Raw genomic sequence first — 18,705 nt, forward strand, 5'->3', positions numbered from 1 at the left:
ATGAAACCAGATGTGAGGGAGGGGTGCCGATGACCGGCAACCGTGAGGCTGTGACTCGACGGGTCGAGGCCCGAAACGGCGAAAGTTCCGCGTTCGTCATGTCCCGTGGCGTCGTCCTACTGTTCGCCGTCGCCTGCGGGGCCGCGGTGGCCAACGTGTACTTCTCCCAGCCGCTCCTGGTGACCATCGGCCACGACCTCGCCATGAGCCCTGCACTTGTCGGCAGCGTCGTCACCCTCACACACGTCGGATACGGGCTGGGACTCTTCTTCCTCGTGCCGCTGGGCGACATGGCCGACCGCAGACGGCTCATCGTGGCCCAACTGCTGCTCCTGGTGGCGGCACTGGCCGTCGTCGCCTCCGCCCCTACGGCGGCGATCCTGCTCGCGGGCATAGCCGCCACAGGGCTCCTCGCGGTCGTCACCCAAACCCTGGTGGCGTTCGCGGCATCACTGGCCCCTCCCGCCGAACGCGGCCGGGTCGTCGGCCTCGTCACCAGCGGCGTGGTCATCGGAATCCTGCTCGCCCGCACCGCGTCCGGCCTCATGGCCGACCTCGCCGGATGGCGCTCCGTCTACCTCGCCTCGGCCGCGCTCACCGCCCTGCTGGCCCTGGTCCTGCACCGAGTACTGCCGCACCACGGCGACACTCCCCCGACAACCCTGCGCTACGGAAAACTCCTGCGCTCCACCATCACCCTGTTCGCACGGGAACGACTGCTACGGCTCCGTGCCCTGTTCGCCCTGCTGACCTTCGCCGCCTTCAGCACCCTGTGGAGCAGCGTCGCGCTGCCGCTCAGCGAAGCCCCGTACTCCCTGTCCCACAGCGCAATCGGCGCCCTCGGGCTGATCGGTGCCGTCGGCGCCCTGGCCGCGACCGTGGCGGGCCGCCTCAACGACCGCGGACTCTCCCGGCAGACCACCGGAACCGCCCTCGCACTGCTGGCCGTCTCGTGGCTGCCCTTGGCCTTCACCCGCAGCTCGCTGTGGGCCCTGGTCATCGGCGTGATCCTTCTCGACCTCGCCGTGCAGGCGGTCCACGTCACCAACCAGACCCTGATCTGCGCGTTGCACCCGGAGGCGGGCAGCCGACTGATCGGCGGATACATGGTCTTCTACTCGATCGGCAGCGCGACCGGCGCCATCGCCTCGACCTCCCTCTACGCGGTGGCCGGCTGGGGTGCTGTGTGCGCACTGGGCGCCGCGTTCAGCTGCCTCGGACTCGCGTTGTGGGCACTCACACGACACACCACCCCGGACACCGACACACCCACGCTCACTGAAGGAGCCCGCGTCTGATGGCCTGGGCCACTGCCGCCGCCCGGTCGGATACCTCCAGTTTCTCGTAGATGTGCTGGAGGTGGGTCTTGACCGTGGCGATGCTGATGTGGAGGCGGTCGGCGATCTCCTGCGCCGGGCAGCCGTCGGCGGCGAGTTTGAGGATGTCGGTCTCACGGGAGGTCAGGGTGGGCCTGGCGGCCCCGAGGCGGCGGTTGCGGATCTCGTTGGCCAGACCGTCCTGCACCAGCGGCGAGATCAGCGTTCCGCCTCCGGCGACCAGCAGGACGGCGTCGCTGATCGTCTCCGAGGACGCCGCCTTCTCCAGATAGGCCCTGGCCCCGCCCGCGATGGCACGGTAGACGGAGGCGCTGTCGACGTAGGCGGTCAGCACGACCGCCCGGGTCGGCAGGTCTTCCTGCTGGAGGGTCTCCAGGACCTGGAGGCCGTCGATCTCGGGGAGGCGCAGGTCGATGACGGCGACATCGGGCGCCTCTCGGCGGATGGCGGCCAGCGCCGCACGCCCGTCGCCGACGGCCGCCACGACTTCGATGGCGGGATGGTCCTCCCAGGCCCGGACGAGTCCGTCCCGGTACACCGGATGGTCGTCCGCGACGACGACGCGCACGCCGCTCATGGCCGCGGCTCCAGCGCGGTGCGGACCGCTCGGGCGAACCGGTGCACATCCAAGGGCTTGGTGAGGTAGTCGACGATGCCGGCCCTCTCCAGTTCGATGATCCTCGCGGGCATGGCGTCGGCGGAGACGACGATGACCGGGATGTCGCGGGTCCGCTCGTCGGCCGTGAGACGCCGCAGGACCTCCTCGCCGGAGATGTCGGCGAGGTGCAGGTCGAGCAGGACGAGCGCGGGCCGGTGCCGGACGGCCAGCTCAAGGCCCAGAGTGCCCTGCGTCGAGGTGATGAGTTCCAGGTCGCCCATGCGGGCGACGATGTTCTCCACCAGCCGCAGATTCGCGTGGGTGTCCTCGATGTACAGCACCTTCGCGGCCTTCGCGCCGGGTTCCCTGCCGGTGCCGCGGGGCAGGACGCCGGTCGCCGGGGCCGGTACGTCGGGTTCGTGTCCCGGCCTGTCCACCAGGGGCAGTTCGACGAAGAACGTCGACCCCTCGCCGGGGGCGGTGTGCTGGATGCCGATCCCGCCGCCCATCTCCTCGATCAGCCTGCGGGACAGCGCGAGGCCGAGACCGGTGCCTTCGGTCTCCGAAAGCTGCTGGGACAGCCGTACGAACGGGATGAACAGCCGGGCGACATCGCTTTCCACGATCCCCGAGCCGGTGTCGGTGAACAGGAAGCGGAGCCTGTCGCCGTGGATGCGGCACCAGACCCGGACGACTCCGTCGGGCCGGTTGTACTTGATCGCATTGGCGATCAGGTTGAGAAATACCTGCTTCAGCCGGTGCGGGTCGGCCATGACGTACCGGTGCAGGGCCTTGTGCAGATCGCTGGCGAGTTCGACGCCGCGCTCCCGCGCGAGCGGGCGCATCAGCTCAAGGGCCTCCTGGAGCGGCGCGCAGGCATGCACTTCTTCGGTGGACAGACCGGGGGCTCCCGCCTCGATCCAGGTCAGGTCGAGGACGTCGTTGACCAGGGCCAGAAGGTGTTGCCCGGCGTCGAGGATGTGCTCGACGCTCTCGGTCGCGTCCGGGGCCAGGTCGTCGAGGCGCAGCAGCTGGCCGAAGCCGATGATGGCGTTCAGCGGGGTGCGCAGCTCGTGGCTCATCCGGGACAGGAACTCGCTCTTGGCCCGGTTGGCGCGCTCCGCCTCGTCGCGGGCCTGGCGGGCCGACGCCTCCGCCCGCTTGCGGTCGGTGATGTCGGTGGAGATGGCGCCGAGGGCGTACGGTCGCCCGAGTTCGTCGAGGAGCGGGAACTTGATGGACAGCCAGCTCCCGTCCGCGGCGACGCTGCCGGGTCCGGGCGGGCCGATGTCGGCGAACGGCTCCTCGACCTCGATGGAGCGGCAGGTGGAGATGACCTGGCGGTCGTGCGCCCGGTAGGTCTCGGCAATGTGCGCCGGGAACAGATCGTGGTCGGTGCGGCCCACCGCGGCCTCGCCGGAGATCCCGAAGTGCCGGGTGAAGTAGCGGTTGACCATCAGGTACTGCCCGTCGAGGGCCTTGACATACATGAGCGCGGTCGAGTTGTCGACCAGATCCTGGAGCTGGCGGACCGCGCTGCGCAGTTCGTGTTCGCGCCAGTCCCGGTCGCTCATTCGCTCCAGCTGCGCGACCACGTAGGCGGCGCCGTCGTCGCCGTCCGTGGCGGGCAGCGCGCGGGTGCGCAGCCGCATCGTCTGCCGGTCGGCGGTGATCACCCGGACCCTTTCGGCATCGTCACCGCAGGTCGTCAGCGCATTTTCGAGATCGCCGCCGCCGTCGAGGGTGAGGGGCAGTTCGCCCGCGCGTCGGCCGGTCAGGCTGTTCGGCTCGGCGCGGACCAGAGTCTCGAACGTCTCGCTCGCCGCGACAATCCTGGCGTGCCCGTCCGGCCCGGGGCGGACCACGACGTCGGGGACCGGGGAGTGCCGGAAGGCGAGCAGCCCCAGTGTGCCGTGCGGCTGGCCGGCCCGCGGTCGATTTCCGTTCGATGACCGTTCACTGATCACTGACGCAACCCATCACTTCGATCCGGAGTGAAAACAGCCGCTGACGTCTGTTGTAGCACACACGTACGAGTAGGCTCCCGGTGCGGCGGCACGTGCGGTGGCACGTGCGGCGCCGCACCGGGGCCCGTCCTCGGTGACCCGCTCAGGCGCCACCTTGCGCCGCTGGTGGGACGGCGAGGGGCAACGCCGCTACCCCGCGGCATCCCGCCTGCTGATCACCGCTGACGCCGGGGGCTCCAACGGCTACCGCGTCCGTGCCTGGAAGAGCCAACTCGCCGATTTCGCCCACGAGACCGGACTGGAGGTGACGGTCTGTCACTTCCCGCCGGGGGCGTCGAGTAGGGTCGGGGACTGGCGCGGTTGCTTCAGCGGGCGGTAGGACCTGGGGCCTTTCTTTCGCCGGTTTCCCGGTCGGCTGTGCCACCCCAGTGGCCGTGACCTGCTTCCTCGCTCCGTTTCCAGCCCCCGCCACCTCGATCCGGGCATGCGGTTCTCCCGCACCCGGCTCACCGACGCTGTTCACCGGCGGCATTCGGCTTCCCCCGCCAGTCCCGAAAGGGTCTGGGGGCGACGACGTTCCCGGCAAGACCGACCAGGCCCAGATGGTCCGGGGAGGCGTAGGACACCACCCACCGCCCGAAGCCACGGGAGCGTTTGTGCTTCTTCGCAACGAACAGCACCATCCGCATCCGCGTGAACTCCCTGATCACCGCGAAGCGATCGGCGGAGTTGCCGAACCTGAAGTACCCGGCCCAGCCGGTCAGGAACCGGTTCAACTCCGCCACCACCACCTCAACGGGCAGCAACAGCCGGGACCGGTCGGTGATCTCCCGAATCCGATCCCGGGCATGCCGCATGGCCTTGTCCGCAGGCCAGCGGGCAAGGAAGGGAAACGGCGCCCTGCCGCCCCGTCCCGGCGCGAGCACCAACCGGTGGTGGAAACCGAGGAAGTCCACGCCTTCCCCACCCACCGCCAGGTGCACAATCCGGGTCTTGGCCGCCTTCGGCTCCAAGCCGAGGCCGGCCAGCAGAGCCGTCAACCGCTCAAGAGCGGCCCGGGCCTGCCCACGGGAACGACACATCACCACCGCATCGTCGGCGTACCGGACCAGCTCACCGTGCTTACGCACGTCCCAGGCCCGATCGATCCGATGCAGATAGACGTTGCAGAGCAACGGAGAAACCACCCCACCCTGGGCAGCCCCCAGGGGCGTTTCAAAGTCCCGATGATCAGGTGAGTCTGCAGGTCATGGTGCTGCAGGGTGTCGAGGGTGACCCGTCACGGAAGCAACGAAACTCCGGTTGAACGGGGTGACCTTCCCAAGTCGCCCTGCTTCGCCGGAGTTTCGATGTGTCGTCAGTCTGCCACCGTCTGTCTGGTCAAGCCGCCCACCCTGGCGGGTGTCGCAGTGCTTCCGCTGGTGGAGCGGTTGCGGTTGCTGCCTGATCCCCGGCGCCGGCGCGGTGTGCGTCACCCGTTCGTGGCGGTGCTGCTGGTCGCTGCCTCGGCGGTGGTGGCAGGCGCCCGGTCGTACGCGGCGATCGGGCAGTGGTCCACCAGCGCCCCGCAGCACACGCTGGCCCGGTTGGGCGCCCGGACCGTAGGCGCGCTGGGCGTGCGCGTTCCGCCGAGCGCTGCCACGATCCGACGGGTCCTCGGCCGTGTCTGCCCGGGCGGCCTGGCCGACCTGACCGGCGCCGATCCCGCAGGCGCACAGTCGGTGGCCGTGGACGGCAAGGCCGCCCGCGGGTCGCGTCACGACCAGAGCCCGGCCGCCCATCTCCTGGCCGCGATGACCGACCAGGGGCGGACCGTCACCCAGCTGCGGGTGCCCGACAAGACCAACGAGATCACCTGCTTCGCCGCCCTGCTGGAGCCCTACGACCTGACCGGGGTCACCGTCACGGCCGATGCTCTGCACACCCAGCGCGCCCACGCGCGCTTCCTGGTCGAGGAGAAGAACGCGCACTACCTGCTGGTGGTCAAGGCCAACCAGCCCGGTCTGCACCGACAGGTGCGGTCACTGCCGTGGAAGGACGTCACCGCACGCCGCTACGACCGCGAGAGGGGCCACGGACGCAAGGAGACCCGCGTCACCAGGGTCCTCACGGTCACCGACCTCGGACTCGACTTCCCCCACGCCGTCCAGGCCGTGCGGATCCTGCGCCACCGCACCGACCTCAAGACCGGCGCGTGCACCCGCCAGACCGTCTACGCGATCACCGACCTGACCTCGCATCAAGCCTCGCCCCAACGCCTGGGCCAACTCGCCAGGTCGCAGTGGACCATCGAGAACCGGCTGCACTTCGTCCGCGACACCACCTTCCGCGAGGACGCCTCGAAGGTTCGGACCGGCCACGGGCCCGACAACATGGCGAGCCTGCGGAACTTGGCGATCAACACGCTCCGCGACGCCGGGCACAGCAACATCGCCGCCGGTCTCCGCCACGCTTCCTACGAACCGTTCACCCGCCCACTCGACCTCTTGGGCATCGCCTGACCGGCGCACTCACAAGATCAAGAGACTTTGCAGCGCCCCTGGGGCAGCCCCCCTGTCCGCTTTGCGCACCACCCCGTTCTCCGACACCCCGGCGCGCAGGATCACCCGCAGGAGCGTAAGCACGGACTGGTCACACACCCTCTCCTCCACCGCTTTGATCAACTCGATGTGCGGAATCGCCTCGAAACAGTTGGCGATATCCGTCTCCACCAGCCACCCGCAGCCCCTCCAGGACTCATCGATCAGCACCTGGAGGGCATCATGCGCGCCCCGCCTGGGCCGGAACCCGAACGAGCACGGAAGGAAATCCGCCTCGAACACCGGCTCCAGCACCATCTTCAGCGCGGCCTGCACGATCCGATCACGGACAGCGGGAATCGAAAGCGGCCTCGACTCCCCCGGCTGGCCGGGCTTGGGAATGAACACCCGGCGCGCCGGGAGAGGCCGGTAACGGCCCTCCCGCAGTTCCATGGCCAGCTCACCGAGGAGCCGATCGACCCCGTACTCCTCGACATCGGGCAAGGTGACCTGGTCGATCCCCGGCGCGCCCTCGTTCTGGCGCACCGTCACCCACGCGCGCGCAAGGACGTCTGTGCGCCAGACCTTGTCCATGAGCGCGTGAAACCGTCGTCCGGGATCGGCCTTGGCCGCCCGGTAGAGCGCATGCTGCAAGGCACGGACCGGATCCAGGGGAGAACGTCCTCCGGCGATGGGACTAGCCACGTCGGCACTCATCGAGCCCCTCCACTCAGCATCACGCGTCAACGAAGTAGCGGCCCTTCCCTCCCCGGCGGTTATGTTGTCCGTCCGGGTCAAGCAGTACTACGGCCGCCTCCGACACCCATCCGCCTCGTCTTCACTTCCCGGGGTCACCGGTTATAGAAGACGGTGCTTCCGGTGACATCAAGCCGCACGTCACCGGGGCGGAGAGGGCCTCTCCAGTTCCCGCCGTCACTATCCGAACGTTCCGCGCCCCTTACGCCGGGGAGTTCTTCGCGGCTGCCTTCCAGGGTCTTCACCGCTTCCATGGCCTTCGCCCCGACACTCCGGGCTCGGCTCTCCCTTTCCCCGCTCTCACGGGGATCTTCACGACGCGGCAGGCTTCGCTTGATGCTACGGACCGTCCGTTTGCTTCCCCTCACAGGGCTTTCGACGCTGGGCTTCGACACCAGGCGTTTCCCCCTGATGCCGCCAGCCTGCTACCGGGCCTCCTGGCAGCTACCCGGACCGGACTTGCACCGGCAAGCGACGACGAGCTTACGACTGACGATCAATCACCTAACACGATCGACCTCCAGGCTTCTGGACGCACAATGGAACAAAATAGAACACAGACTGTTCTCTCAGATCAGCATCAACTGGCGAGGAAGGCCGCTGACCAGCCATGAAATCGTGGTCAACACCATCGGCGCCACCACGACGCGCACCGGACTTGCGATCCATGCCGAGTTCGACCCCGGCTCCTACCCCACCGGCCTGACCGTGCCCGACGCCGTGATGGACTCCTTGCCGCTGACCGAGCACGAGTGGCACGGGAAGTGGAACTACACCCTGCGGCCCGAACCGCCCGCCGCGGTCGCGGCGCCGCGCAGCGAGGATCGGACCCAGCCGCAGGACCGGGCCCCGAACTGGCTGCACCACCCGGTGATCTGCGGCATGGAAACACACGAGTTCGCCGCGCTCCTGGCCGACGTCGAGCAGTACATCCTCGACCACCCACCCATCAGCCTGCATCACAAGCGGGCCCGGCACCGCACCTTGCGGCGCGGCCCGCTCTCGCTGTCCGACCGGCTGCTGACCACCGTGATCCGACACCGCTGGAAGACACAAGTCAGGACACTGACCGCACTGTTGGGCTCACCCAGGGAGGCGGTCGGCGACGCGGTCCACGAGATCACCCCGGTCCTGGAAGGACTCAGCCACCCCATCAAGCCCGCCCCGATCACCGCAGCCACCGCCCAGGACCTCGCGAACCTCATCGGACAGCACGGCACCAAAACGATCAGTAATTAATCGCCAGCCCCCAGCACCACTCGACTTTCGACGTTTCCGTTGATCGTCGTTGGGGTCGCTCGGGTGGGTGATGGGGGCCTGATCTGGCGGTGCGGGGCGGGACAGCAGAGAAGCATCGGCGGTGCTTGCGTCGCCTGCTGAGAGGGACCCGCCGATGCTTCCGGACACGACCGTACCCGCTTCGCTGCTGGCGGTGCTGACGTTCCTGCGGGGCTGTTTCACCACACCGACCTTCACCACCTTCGCCGCGCTGGTCACGGGCTTGATCGCGCAGACCGGCCGGGGCACGGTGACCGGCATGGTGACGGGCGCGGGATTGACGCGCGCCTGGTCCCACGACCGTGCCCACGCCTTCTTCTCCCGCGCGAGCTGGAACCCCGACCTGCTGGGCATCTCCCTCTCCCATCTGGTTGTGCGCCAACTCCTGCCAGCAGATGGGGTGTTGACAGTGGCGGTGGACGACACGCTGTTCAAGCGGCGCGGGAAGAAAGTCTTCGGCGCGGCCTGGCAGCACGACGGCGCGGCCCGGGGTCCGAAGCCGGTCGGGCGCGGGACCTGCTTCGTGGTGGTCGGCATCGTGGTCCAACTGCCGTTCCTGGCAAGGCCGGTGTGCCTGCCGGTGATGGCCCGGCTGTGGCGCCCGAAGCAGGAGCAGTCCAAGGTCGGCCTCGCCGCGTCCATGATCCGCCTGCTGGCCGCCTGCCACCACGGGCGGCGCATCCACGTCGTCGCGGACGCCGCCTACCACGGCAAGGCGCTCCGCGACCTGCCCGCGACCTGCACGTTCACCACCCGCCTGCCCGCGAGCGCGGTGCTGTACGACCTGGCCCCGCCGCCCACCGGGCGCCGCGGCCGACCCGCCCTCAAGGGCGAACGCCTTGGCACACCCAAGGACCTGGCCACCACCGCCGCCTTCACCAGGACCGAGGTCAAGCGGTATCAGCGGACCGACACCGTGCACCTGGCCGAGACCACCTGCCTGTGGTACGGCTCCTTCCACACCCGCACCGTCCGCGTAATCCTCCTGCGCGACGACACCACCGACACCGGCTACGACCTGGCGCTGGTCACCACCGACCTCACCACCCGCGCGGCCGGCCTGATCGCCCGCTACGCGTCACGCTGGTCGATCGAGGTCACCTTCGCCGAGGCCCGCGACCTGCTCGGCGTCGGTCAGGCCCAAAACCGCACCCGCTCGGCCGTCGAGCGCACCGTCCCGTTCGGTCTGTACTGCTACACGATCACCGTGGCCTGGTACGCGCTGCACGGCCACCACCCCCGCGACGTCGTCGAGCGCCGCGAGCGGGCCCCGTGGTACACCACCAAGGCCGAGCCGGCCCTGTCCGACATGGCCGCCAAGCTCCGCCGGGTGATCATCGCCGCCCGATTTACGCCCACCCGCCCAGGCCAGCCCACGGATGAGGAAATCCGCGCCGTCCAGCAGGCGTGGGCCACAGCCGGCGCAGCCTGATCACCCAAACCTGTCAGAACATCGAAAGTCGAGAGCACCAACACACCAAAGCCCACTGCCTCTCACACCACTGCCACGAAACCAAGAGATCGCAGGAGGCGATCGAACGGGGCATTTTGGCAGGATTTGAGATTGATGTCCTCGAAATTCGAGACCCGGACCCGATCCTGGGACTCTCGGAAGAGGCGCTGCGGGGCCGGCGTCTGGCCCTCCTGCAGACCGCGCTCCTGGAGCACGCCGCGGCGAACAATCTGCGTACGGTCATGACCTTCCATCAGCGGGTCGAGGAGGCCGCCGCGTTCGCGGCCAAGCTGCCCGAGACGGCGGCCGAGCTCTACCGCAGCGAGGCGTCCGACAAGACGCTGAAGGACGCTGAGGAGCTTCCGAAGTCGTCTATCGCCGCAAAGTTCTACGACTTGGAGGCTGACCGTCACGTACCCGCCGACCGCGTGTGGGCAAACTGGCTGTGCGGCGACCACCTCGTATCCGAGCGGCGCGACGTCCTACGACAGTTCGCAGGCGGCATCAACGCCCAGAACCGGCGGGTGCACCGGGCGTTCCTCGCCTCCGTACGCGTCCTCGGCGAAGGCGTCGACATCGTCGGCGAACGGGGAGTCGAAGCCATCTGCTTCGCCGACACCCGCGGCTCCCAGATCGAAATCGTCCAGAACATCGGCCGCGCACTCCGCCCCAACCCAGACGGAACCACAAAGATCGCCCGCATCATCGTGCCCGTCTTCCTGGAACCCGGCGAAGACCCCGACAACATGGTCGCCTCAGCCAGCTTTGCACCCCTGGTAGCCATATTGAACGGGCTGCGCTCTCATGATGAACGACTCGTTGAGCAGCTCGCCTCCCGTGCCCTGTCCCGCGGCAAGCACGAGCGCAAGGTGCACGTGAAGCGTAACGACGAAGGGCGGATCGTCGGGGCCGGCGGCGAGGACCAGGAGCAGGACGGCACCGAGGCCGCGGTGGAGTCGGCGCTGCTGCACTTCTCCTCTCCCCGTGACGCGGCGACGATCGCGGCGTTCCTGCGCACGCGGGTGTACCGGCCGGAATCCCTGGTCTGGCTCGAGGGCTACCAAGCCCCGCGACGTTGGCGGGCCGAGAACGAGATCACCGGGCTCTACGCCGTTCCTTATGACACGGAGACCGAGCTCGGGGTCACCACGTTTCCCCTGGGGAGGTGGGTCCACGAACAGCGCAAGGCCCTGCGGGCGGGCGAGATGGACGACCATCGCAAGGAACTGCTAGACGAGGCCAAAATGGTGTGGGAGCCGGGCGAGGAAGCCTGGGAGACGAAGCTGGCGATGCTGCGCTCGTACCACCGTGCGCACGGGCACCTTGCCCCGAGGCAGGACGCGGTATGGGGCGACGCCGAGAACGAGCTCGTACCCGTGGGGCAGCACATGGCCAACCTCCGCAGGAAAGGCGGCCTCGGCAAAAACCCCGAACGCGCCCAGCAGCGCGCGCAGCAACTGGCCGCCATCGACCCGGACTGGAACTGCCCCTGGCCACTGGACTGGCAACGCCACTACCGCGTCCTCGCCGACCTCGCCGAAACCGAACCCGACGGCACACTCCCCCACATCCAACCCGGCGTCCTCTTCGAAAGCGACGACCTCGGGCGGTGGCTCCAGCGGCAGGCGAACTCCTGGGCGGAGCTGTCGGAGGAACAGCAGCGGCGGCTGTCGGCACTGGGCGTAACGCCCACTGTGCGGCCCGCCCCGGCCCCGGCCGCCAAGGGCGGCGAGAAGGCGCCGGGGAAGGTGTCAGCGGCCTTCCAGAGGGGCATTCAGGCCCTTGCCCAGTGGATCGCCCGCGAGGGCGCCCAGAAGGCAGTGCCACGCGGGCACGTCGAAGCCGTCGTCATCGACGGCCAGGAGCACAAACACAAGCTGGGCGTCTGGTACGCCAACCAGAAACAACGCCGGGACAGACTCACCACCGACCAGCGCGACGCACTCCGGAAGCTCGGGGTGGAGTGGGCCGTGTAGCGTCCGGTGCTGGTTTCCATAGCAAGTCGCTTCCGCATCGGCAGACATCACCCTCGGAGAGCATGTGCACATGAGAGAAGTACGCAAGAGAATCATGGCCGTATCCGGAATGCTGGCGGCTGTCGTCCAGGACGGCTTCAAGTTCCCGGCAGGAGTGGGCTCTCGGTGACACCCCAGATCCAGAGGGCGCCTTCGGGTGGACAGTGGCTCGGGACGACACCGGCCGCCCTCCGCGTTCCCGTCATACTGATAACTCTCGTCGCCGGCGCGGTGGGAACCGCCTCCTGTGGCCAGGACAGCCCCGGCGTGGCATCGCCACAAGCGCCGAGGACAGTGGCACCTCGTCCCGAGCCGTCCGCAACACAGACCCTGCCGCAGGCCTCTGATTTGCCCAAGCATGCGGTGACCAGGGACAAACAGGCCACGCTTAGCCCGGGCAGGACGATGGCCACGGGATACACCGGGAACGATTTCCTCACCGGACTGGCGAAGGACTGGAAGGTCCGACTCGAAAAGCCCGTCGAGCAGGAGATGCCCGACGGGAAAATGAGGACGTACGTTCACGGGCGCGGCAAGAACGGGATGACCGTGTCGGCCGGCTACGCCGATCACAAGAACATGTCCTCCCTGCTGTGCCGCGCGGGTACGAAGGAACCAGGCGATTTCGAGTTCCTGGCTTCCTGCACAGGTCTCGACGTCGCCGGAATCGACCATGACAAGGCGTCCTCGTGGCTCGACCGGGCGAAGAAGGAGACCGACTCCCTGTACGAGAAGCAGGTGACCAAGACGGGAATCGAACAGGATTACGTTGTCAGCGGAGTGTTGGTCTCGGGCCCGGTGAGGATGGTTCTGCACCGCGCATACGGGAGGTACTCACTGAGGATCCTCGGAGGCGCAGCGGCGTAGAGGCATCAGCAGGATTCCGGGGTCAAGGCCCCTCGTCGACCTCGGATTGGAGTGGGCAGCGTAGGACCCGGAGCGGGCGGCGGAGCGCGCGGCGCAGCTCACCGCTATCGACCCGGACTGCAACTGCCCCTGGCCGCTGGACTGGCAGCGCCACCACCGCGTCCTCGCCGACCTGGCCGATGCCGACGGCCAGCTGCCCGGCATCACACCCGGCGTCCTCATGGACGGCGACCACATCGGACTGTGACTGGAGCAGCAGAAGCGGCCGGGCACCTGGGCGCGGCTCCTGTCCGAGCAGCAGGAGCGGCTGACCGTGCTGGGCATCAAGCCCGCCCAGTCGCCGTCTCCTGCCCCTGCGGCGTGACGGGGAACTAGCCGACCGGTCCGGGGTCATCACCCCGGTGTGGGCGAACAAGGCCAGCCACCGCGCGTTCCGGCTGCTCAAGTCGCAGAAGGACGACCTGTGCCGCAAGGGGCGGATCCAGGTGGACTACCTCGGGCTGGTCGTCAACGCCTACGACAGTCGGCGCGGAAAGCTGGTCAAGGAGAACAAGGACCAGTGGGAGCTCAGCACCTCCCCCTCGGTGCTGGCTGTGATCGGCGACCTGAAGGAAGGGCGTGAGGCGGCCGACGGAGAGATTCCGCTGCTGGAGTACGCCCCGGACAGCGAACATGCCCAGGCGATGCGCGACCTGGCGAAGGAACTGGCGGTATGAGCAGCAGCAAGCCGACACGGGTCACCCGTGGCTTCAGCATGGACGATGACGGCAAGGACGCCGGGAAGCCTGCACCGCGCCGGGTCAGGGCTCGGCAGCAGATCATCAACGGCGAGGGAAAGCGGCCCCCGGCCGCCGTGGCTCTCAAGGAGCTCGCGCACAACCCGTTCAACCCACGCGATGAGCTCACGGAGATCGACGAGACCGCGGGCTCCTTGAAGGAGAAGGGCCAGCTTCAGCCTGTCGCGGTCGTCCGGCGTGCAGCGTTCCTGGCGGTGCATCCCGGCCAAGAGGAGGAGACCGGAGAGGCTGAGTACGTCGTCATCGACGGCAACCGGCGGCTGGCGGCTGCTGCTGTCGCCGGGTTGGCGGAGTTGCGGATCGATGTCAATGACGATCTCGCCGTCAGCGCGGAGGACATACTCGAAGGCGCGCTGATCGCCAACGTCCACAGGGTCGACGTCCCGCCGCTGGACCAGGCGAAGGCGATCAAGGAACTGCTCAGCAAGCACGCCAGCCAGGAGAAGGTGGCCAAGCGGCTGGGGAAGTCCGGCGCGTGGGTGTCGCAGCGTCTGGCGCTACTCGGCTTGTCCGAGGACCTGCAGGAAAAGGTCGAAGCGGGTGAGCTGACGGTGAAGGACGGGCGTCGCATCGGCCGACTCCCCGCCGAACAGCAGCAAACGGAGGCTGCCGCAGCCCTTAACCGGGTTAAGGCCCCCCGGAAGCCCAGAGCCAAGAACGCGAGCGATTCTGCCGGAGATCAGTCGGCATCTCCGATCCCTCCGCAGAACTCCGGAACGGCGACGGTCACGGACCCCGCCCCCGAAGGCCTTAACCCGGTTAAGGGTGAACCGGAGCCCGTCGCCGGTCCTGACCTCCCGTGGGAGGACCCGACGTGGTTCAACGACCAGCTTCGGGCGCACATGTCAGCCGAGCACCGTGAAGAACTGGTGCTGCTGCTCATGGCAGACGGCTGACTCTCCACTCGCCGGGCCTTAACCCGGTTAAGGCCCGGAACGCAGAGAAGGCCCGTACTCCCAAGAACTCGTGGGGAGTACGGGCCTTCTCTGCGCTCAATCGCAGGTGTCAGATCGCCCAGGACGCAGGTTCGCCGTGGTCAGGGTTGAGGAGGAGGCCAGCGGTGATCGGGACGGCTCCGGGTTCGGTGGCCCAGAAGGCCTCGTCCCACTCGCATCCGCAGCCGTGGTCCGAGAGCGGATCCCACACCACCAAGCGAATGTGACCTGAGTCACGATGGGGTGAGATCCTCTCTTGGGAAGACGCTGGGAGACGGCACTCCTGCCGCCGTGCACGCGGACTTCGTCTGGTTCTCTACGGCCAGTTCCCTCACGGTGACCGCAGGCTTAGGCTTGCCGTCCAGTGCGACCTCGAAAGCGAAGCACCCCGTCACAAAAGTCTCGCTGGTGAGGAAGACCCCCGGCCCGACGCCCAGCAGTTCTGCCGTCACCGTGAGATCAGGGCCCTGCCGCTCGATGCTGACCAGGCCCTGAGCTGGCTTTCCCCGTGGGAAAACCCGGGCGATCTCGCTGTCGTCCAGCACACCGTCGGCCGCTGCCTCGGCGAGCCTCTCCTGCCGAGCCTCAGCAGCACTCCGCATATCAGCGCGGGCCTTTCCTTCGGCGCGGTCATCCGCCGTGGCCGCCCAGACCCACAGTCCGATGAAGCACACAAGAAGCAGCACGAGCACAGCCAGACAACCGTTGAACAGACACCCCCAGGCCGTCCCACTGCGCACCCCGTCGCGTCTTCCCATGGTTCGAGCATGCCGGTGCCCAGACGGGCTAGGGGGTTACGAGTCCAAGCCGTTACTCACTCCGCCCCTGCCCGAAACCACTCGCCTCGAACTCGAAGGGTTCAGGCAGGGTCGCCGCTGTGCCCGAAGACGAGCGCGGGCTTTGTCAGGTTGAGCGAGTGCTTGAGGGTGTGAGCCGGTTCGACGCGTTTCGGCTTCGGTGGTGACAGCGGCTCAGGCTACGGCGGGCAGGCTGGCGACGCGCCGGTGATCTGGTCCCAGATCGCGAAGCGGATGACCATCTCGGCGCGGTAGTTCGGGGCGGTGCGGAGGTGGCGTCGGGGTCGGAAGTGGGGTGAGATGCCGCTGAACGCGGCCAGGAACCGTTGTGCGGCACCCACCGATCGGAAGCCTTTCATCGCGCGCTCGCGTTGCCTCGTCGGCTGGTGGGAGTTCTCGGCCCGGTTGTTCAGGCCCTTGTGTGAGCGGTGTTCGACCGAGGGCATCTCGTGGCGGTGGGCGGCGCCGTAGGAGCGGAGCTTGTCGGTGACGATCACCCGCGGCACCGCCCGGGTCTTCGTCATCAGACGGCGGAAGAAGCGCCTGGCCGCGCCTTGTCCCGCCGGCTCTGGACGAGAATGTCCAGGACGTTGCCGTCCTGGTCCACAGCCCGCCACAGGTACTTCAGCTCGCTGTTGATCTTGATGAAGACCTCGTCCAGGTGCTTCCCAATGCTGATGTCAAGCCGCCGCTGTCACTGGGGGTGTGACCTGGTAGCACCGTCGGTCACGAATCAGGGCCCACAGGACGTTGACGCGACGGCGTGCGAGCGCGAGGACGGCCTGGACGTGGCGTTTCCCCTCGGCGCGCTTGCGGTCGTAAAACTTCCGTGAGTTGGGGTCTCGTTGGACGCTGACCAGCGCGGAGATGTAGAAGACGCGCTGCAGACGACGGTGGTATCTCGTCGGTCGGTGGTCGTTACCGCTGACCTGGCCGGAGTCGCGTGGGGCGGGGGCCGTTCCGGCGAAGGCCGCGAGCCGGTCGGCCGTGGGGAAGGCGTCCAGGCTGCCGCCGACGGCAACGAGGAACTCGGCACCGAGGATCGTGCCGATGCCGGGCATGGACTGGATCACGTCGGCCAGTTCGTGTTCGCGAAACCGGCCCTCGATGAGTTTGTCGGTCTCGGTGATCTTCTCGTTGAGGGTCATCACCTCCTTGGCGAGGGTGTGCACCATCGTCGCGATGGCCTTCTCACCCACGACGGCGGTGTGCTGGCGCTCGGCGGCTTCAACCACCTTCTCGGCGAGGGAAGCAGCGTTGCAGACCTTGCGGTTGCGCAGCCAAGCGGTCAGCCGCCGGCTGCCCACGCGGCGGATCGCTGCCGGTGTCTGGTAACCGGTCAGCAGCACCATCGGGCCGATGTTACCGAGGTCGAGGGCCCGTTCCAGGGCCGGGAACATGCTGTTCAGCAGGGCCCCCAGCCGGTTGGTGGTGCGGGTGCGGTCGGCGACCAGATCGACGCGGTGGTCGGTCAGCAGCCGCAGCTCGAGTGTGGCTTCGTCGCTGGGGCGGATCGGCTGCAGGTCGCGGCGCATCCGTGCCTGGTCGGCGATCACGCGGGCGTCACGGGCGTCCGTCTTGCCCTGGCCTCGGTAGCTGTCGGTGGCCCGGTTGACCGCGATACCGGGGATGTAGACGAGCTCCTGGCCATGGTTGACCAGCAGGGCGATCAGCAGGCCGGGCTCGCCGCCGGCCATGTCCAGCGCCCAGGTCGTCTTGCCGCCGTCGGCGAGGTCCAGGACGTCACCGATCAGCTTCAGCAGTTCCGGCTCGTCGTTGGCCACCCGACGCGACAGCAGCGTGTCGCCCTCGCTGTCCAGGACCAGGCAGTGGTGGTGGGTCTTGCCGCAGTCGGTCCCCGCCCATATCCGGCTCATCGTGCTCCATTCGGTCGTACTTGCCTTGCGTACCACGGACGACCTCGCCGGCATTGCTCTACACAGCGACTTGTTCGCACTTCCCAATCGGCGGCCGAGTCGTCGTGGGGAGCCAGGCGGCCAAGCACCTGAAGCCACGAACGGCAGCCACTTGTCAGCCACACCCAGCTCCCCTGGGTGTCCTCACCCTACGAACGGGAGGATCAACCCGTTCAAGAAGGTAGAGCCACTTGTCCCCGGGCCGGGGCCGCCGGCGGCGCAGTCCGGCGGCGTAGGCCTGCCCGAACTTCAGACACCACCGCCGCACCGTCTCGTAGGAGACGATGACGCCGCGCTGGAGCATCAGCTCTTCGACCTCGCGGTAGGACAGAGGGAAGCGGAAGTACAGCCACACGCAGTGCGAGATCACCTCGACCGGGTACCGGTGACCCCTGTACGACGGCAGCACAGACGACACCAGCGATCCCCTCCCCAGCGTGATCAACACGAAGATCATCCCACCCGGTCAGCCAACGTGACAGTGCCCCGGCTGGAGCTGTACGGCACCACGGACGTCGTACGCCCGCGCAACCTGTACGACGCCCAGCGGGACCGGCACTTCGGGCCCCGAATATCCGACTGACCTTTCCTGAGCGCCTGCTAGCGTGGACGACCGGCTCGTTCCGCACCGGGACCACACCGGTCTCCCACCGACGAAGAGGCAGTGCATGCGCGCAGGCAGATCCGGCTCCGCGGTCGTACTCGCGGGAACCCTCGCCCTGGGGACGTTCACCGCGCCGACCGCGGAGGCGGCGGACACCGGCATCACCGTGTCGAACCTGGTCCTCAACAACGGCAAGCCCATCATCGTGGGCACCAGCGCCGAGGTCACCCCCGACTTCGCGTTCCGGAAGACCTGGCCGTCCGGGGTCAAGGCGGGGGACGCGAACACGTACCCCTTCCTGTACCGCGACACCACGGCCGCCAAGGGCTACGAGGGCGACGACGGCATTCACATGAGCTACGTCATCACCTACTCCGACTACTCGCCCTCCCAGTGCGAGGGCGAGCTGTACATCGACCCGCGCTACACCCTGGACTCCAACAGCGACGCCACGACCTGGAAGATCGGGGTCATGGCCCGTATCTGGAAGAACGGCCAGTCCAAGAGCACGGAGTACCTGACCGGCTTCGGCACGGTCCGGGTCAAGCGCGCGGCGAAGGTCACCGTCAACGCCTCCCCGGAGCCGGTCGCCAAGGGCAAAACGCTCACCGTGGCCGGCACGATCACCCGCGCCGACTGGGTGCGGCACAAGTACACGGGCTTCGGCGGCAAGTCGGCCAAGCTCCAGTTCCGCAAGGCCGGCACCAGCACCTACACCACGGTCAAGATCGTGAAGGCGAACTCGGCCGGTGCCCTGAAGACCACGGTCACCGCCTCCGCCGACGGCTACTGGCGCTGGACCTTCGGCGAGACGGACACGACCGGCGGGGCGACCGCGGCCGGCGACTACGTCGACGTCAAGTGAG

General features: G+C 68.1%; 13 protein-coding genes and 6 pseudogenes. 11 read left to right on the forward strand and 8 right to left on the reverse strand.

Features of this window, described 5'->3' with window-relative positions:
• Positions 1-29: 29 nt before the first annotated feature.
• Positions 30-1,298, forward strand: a complete 1,269-nt coding sequence (locus OG395_RS03360; RefSeq protein ID WP_442818507.1) for an MFS transporter — start codon at positions 30-32, stop codon at positions 1,296-1,298.
• Here OG395_RS03360 and OG395_RS03365 read toward each other — a convergent pair.
• Together OG395_RS03365 and OG395_RS03370 are read right to left on the reverse strand one after the other, a co-directional pair.
• Entirely contained in the window at positions 1,276-1,914 is a 639-nt protein-coding gene (locus OG395_RS03365; RefSeq protein WP_327241528.1) for a response regulator transcription factor, read from the reverse strand. The two genes, OG395_RS03360 and OG395_RS03365, sit on opposite strands and share 23 nt — an antisense overlap.
• Positions 1,911-3,902 carry a hybrid sensor histidine kinase/response regulator gene (locus tag OG395_RS03370; protein ID WP_327241529.1) on the reverse strand — a complete coding sequence of 664 codons (1,992 nt, stop codon included), beginning with the start codon at positions 3,900-3,902 and terminating at the stop codon, positions 1,911-1,913. The genes OG395_RS03365 and OG395_RS03370 overlap by 4 nt, the downstream gene beginning before the upstream one ends.
• 148 nt (positions 3,903-4,050) lie before the next feature.
• Between OG395_RS03370 and OG395_RS03375 the strand changes: the two are divergent.
• A pseudogene (locus OG395_RS03375) lies at positions 4,051-4,239 on the forward strand (ISAzo13-like element transposase-related protein); the annotation flags it as partial.
• Positions 4,240-4,408: 169 nt separating this feature from the next.
• Here OG395_RS03375 and OG395_RS03380 read toward each other — a convergent pair.
• Positions 4,409-5,110 carry a group II intron maturase-specific domain-containing protein gene (locus OG395_RS03380; protein ID WP_327249242.1) on the reverse strand — a complete coding sequence of 234 codons (702 nt, stop codon included), beginning with the start codon at positions 5,108-5,110 and terminating at the stop codon, positions 4,409-4,411.
• A 141-nt stretch (positions 5,111-5,251) separates the two neighbouring features.
• On the opposite strand from OG395_RS03380, the gene OG395_RS03385 reads away from it, so the two are divergent.
• Positions 5,252-6,403 carry an ISAs1 family transposase gene (locus tag OG395_RS03385; protein ID WP_327241110.1) on the forward strand — a complete coding sequence of 384 codons (1,152 nt, stop codon included), beginning with the start codon at positions 5,252-5,254 and terminating at the stop codon, positions 6,401-6,403.
• Between the two features lie 9 nt (positions 6,404-6,412).
• Here OG395_RS03385 and OG395_RS03390 read toward each other — a convergent pair whose 3' ends face one another.
• Positions 6,413-7,138, reverse strand: a complete 726-nt coding sequence (locus tag OG395_RS03390; protein ID WP_327241530.1) for a reverse transcriptase domain-containing protein — start codon at positions 7,136-7,138, stop codon at positions 6,413-6,415.
• Between the two features lie 495 nt (positions 7,139-7,633).
• Here OG395_RS03390 and OG395_RS03395 point away from each other — a divergent pair.
• The 7 genes and pseudogenes from OG395_RS03395 to OG395_RS03425 all read left to right on the forward strand — a co-directional run.
• Positions 7,634-8,416 (forward strand): annotated as a pseudogene (locus tag OG395_RS03395) (ISAzo13-like element transposase-related protein); the annotation flags it as partial.
• Between the two features lie 154 nt (positions 8,417-8,570).
• Complete coding sequence (locus tag OG395_RS03400) at positions 8,571-9,887, forward strand: IS701 family transposase (RefSeq protein WP_327241531.1); 1,317 nt, start codon at positions 8,571-8,573, stop codon at positions 9,885-9,887.
• A gap of 95 nt (positions 9,888-9,982) precedes the next feature.
• Positions 9,983-11,884, forward strand: a pseudogene (locus OG395_RS03405) (Helicase associated domain protein); the annotation flags it as partial.
• 444 nt (positions 11,885-12,328) lie between these two features.
• Complete coding sequence (locus OG395_RS03410) at positions 12,329-12,790, forward strand: hypothetical protein (RefSeq protein WP_327241532.1); 462 nt, start codon at positions 12,329-12,331, stop codon at positions 12,788-12,790.
• Between the two features lie 64 nt (positions 12,791-12,854).
• Positions 12,855-13,151, forward strand: a pseudogene (locus OG395_RS03415) (DEAD/DEAH box helicase); the annotation flags it as partial.
• 40 nt (positions 13,152-13,191) lie between these two features.
• A complete protein-coding gene (locus OG395_RS03420) occupies positions 13,192-13,506 on the forward strand; it encodes a ParA family protein (protein ID WP_327241533.1) in 315 nt (104 codons plus the stop codon).
• Between the two features lie 137 nt (positions 13,507-13,643).
• Complete coding sequence (locus OG395_RS03425) at positions 13,644-14,483, forward strand: ParB/RepB/Spo0J family partition protein (protein ID WP_327241534.1); 840 nt, start codon at positions 13,644-13,646, stop codon at positions 14,481-14,483.
• 272 nt (positions 14,484-14,755) lie between these two features.
• Here OG395_RS03425 and OG395_RS03430 read toward each other — a convergent pair whose 3' ends face one another.
• The 4 genes and pseudogenes from OG395_RS03430 to OG395_RS03445 all read right to left on the reverse strand — a co-directional run.
• Positions 14,756-15,214 carry a hypothetical protein gene (locus tag OG395_RS03430; RefSeq protein WP_327241535.1) on the reverse strand — a complete coding sequence of 153 codons (459 nt, stop codon included), beginning with the start codon at positions 15,212-15,214 and terminating at the stop codon, positions 14,756-14,758.
• Positions 15,215-15,498: 284 nt separating this feature from the next.
• A pseudogene (locus OG395_RS03435) lies at positions 15,499-15,983 on the reverse strand (IS6 family transposase); the annotation flags it as partial.
• A 16-nt stretch (positions 15,984-15,999) separates the two neighbouring features.
• Entirely contained in the window at positions 16,000-17,196 is a 1,197-nt protein-coding gene (locus OG395_RS03440) for an IS110 family transposase (protein ID WP_327241536.1), read from the reverse strand.
• Positions 17,197-17,422: 226 nt separating this feature from the next.
• Positions 17,423-17,653: pseudogene (locus OG395_RS03445) on the reverse strand (IS6 family transposase); the annotation flags it as partial.
• A 250-nt stretch (positions 17,654-17,903) separates the two neighbouring features.
• On the opposite strand from OG395_RS03445, the gene OG395_RS03450 reads away from it, so the two are divergent.
• A complete protein-coding gene (locus OG395_RS03450) occupies positions 17,904-18,704 on the forward strand; it encodes a hypothetical protein (RefSeq protein ID WP_327241537.1) in 801 nt (266 codons plus the stop codon).
• Position 18,705 lies beyond the last annotated feature (1 nt).

The organism is Streptomyces sp. NBC_01320 (assembly GCF_035974375.1).
GTDB classification, from domain to species: domain Bacteria; phylum Actinomycetota; class Actinomycetes; order Streptomycetales; family Streptomycetaceae; genus Streptomyces; species Streptomyces yanii.

Bases quoted from the DNA above. Each gene is read 5' to 3' on its own strand.
- OG395_RS03360 (WP_442818507.1), top strand. From the start codon at position 30: ATGACCGGCAACCGTGAGGCTGTGACTCGACGGGTCGAGGCCCGAAAC.
- OG395_RS03365 (WP_327241528.1), bottom strand. From the start codon at position 1,914: ATGAGCGGCGTGCGCGTCGTCGTCGCGGACGACCATCCGGTGTACCGG.
- OG395_RS03385 (WP_327241110.1), top strand. From the start codon at position 5,252: ATGTGTCGTCAGTCTGCCACCGTCTGTCTGGTCAAGCCGCCCACCCTG.
- OG395_RS03390 (WP_327241530.1), bottom strand. From the start codon at position 7,138: ATGAGTGCCGACGTGGCTAGTCCCATCGCCGGAGGACGTTCTCCCCTG.
- OG395_RS03400 (WP_327241531.1), top strand. From the start codon at position 8,571: ATGCTTCCGGACACGACCGTACCCGCTTCGCTGCTGGCGGTGCTGACG.
- OG395_RS03410 (WP_327241532.1), top strand. From the start codon at position 12,329: ATGGCCACGGGATACACCGGGAACGATTTCCTCACCGGACTGGCGAAG.
- OG395_RS03440 (WP_327241536.1), bottom strand. From the start codon at position 17,196: ATGAGCCGGATATGGGCGGGGACCGACTGCGGCAAGACCCACCACCAC.
- OG395_RS03450 (WP_327241537.1), top strand. From the start codon at position 17,904: ATGCGCGCAGGCAGATCCGGCTCCGCGGTCGTACTCGCGGGAACCCTC.